This window comes from Frankia sp. CcWB2 (assembly GCF_977927585.1).
This window is the reverse complement of record NZ_CDWRCM010000137.1, coordinates 4,916-5,676: the sequence shown is the minus strand read 5'-3', so window position 1 is coordinate 5,676 and position 761 is coordinate 4,916.

Sequence of the window (761 nt, the reverse complement as noted above, 5' to 3'; positions counted from 1 at the left end):
CGGTGGGCCACGAGCCGCACGGGCTCGCCGTCTGGCCGCAGCCCGGGCGCTACTCCCTCGGCCACACCGGAATCATGCGATACTTCACCGCCGCCCGCGCCGCGACCTTCCCGCGCCACCCCCGATGTCACGCGTAGCTATGACTCCACTACCTCTTGCTGCAACGGTCACGGGAACTCGCCGACGGGAACCGGAAGGCGGATGCGCCAGGCCATGCCCACCGCCGTTCCCCGGCCTCGGCGGACGGTACAGACAACGCGTCTTCCGTGGCCCCCTCGCAGACCTCGTCCCTCCCCGGCACTTCTCTGGCCACCCGCCGTGCGAGCTGTCGCCCGGCGAGCAGACCCTGCCCGGCTGCAAACAGGTCTTCCGCCGGTCCGGCACAAACGACACGATCGGCCTCCGGGACGAGCGTCCACCTTCCCTGGGTGAGCCGCTGCTGCGGCTCGTCATGCAGGGCGGCCGGCGGATCATCGGCCCGGCGACGTTGGGAGAGGCCGCCGCTTCAAGGCCGACCTCGCCGATCTTCCCGCCCCCGCCCGACGGCTGGTCGAACCGGCCGCCCTAGCCCCCAACCTCACCCCGGCCCTGACGGACCTGCTCGCCCGCACGCGCACCGCGCACCTCGCCTGTAAGACGCCCAAGGGCCAACACCGTGCTTGACCTGCAGCAACGCGCCCAGCGAGCGCAGCCGTCCCACGGGCGCGCGTAGCCCGGCCGCGCGGCGGGCCTGATCTCAAAACGAGAATCAGGGTGACCAT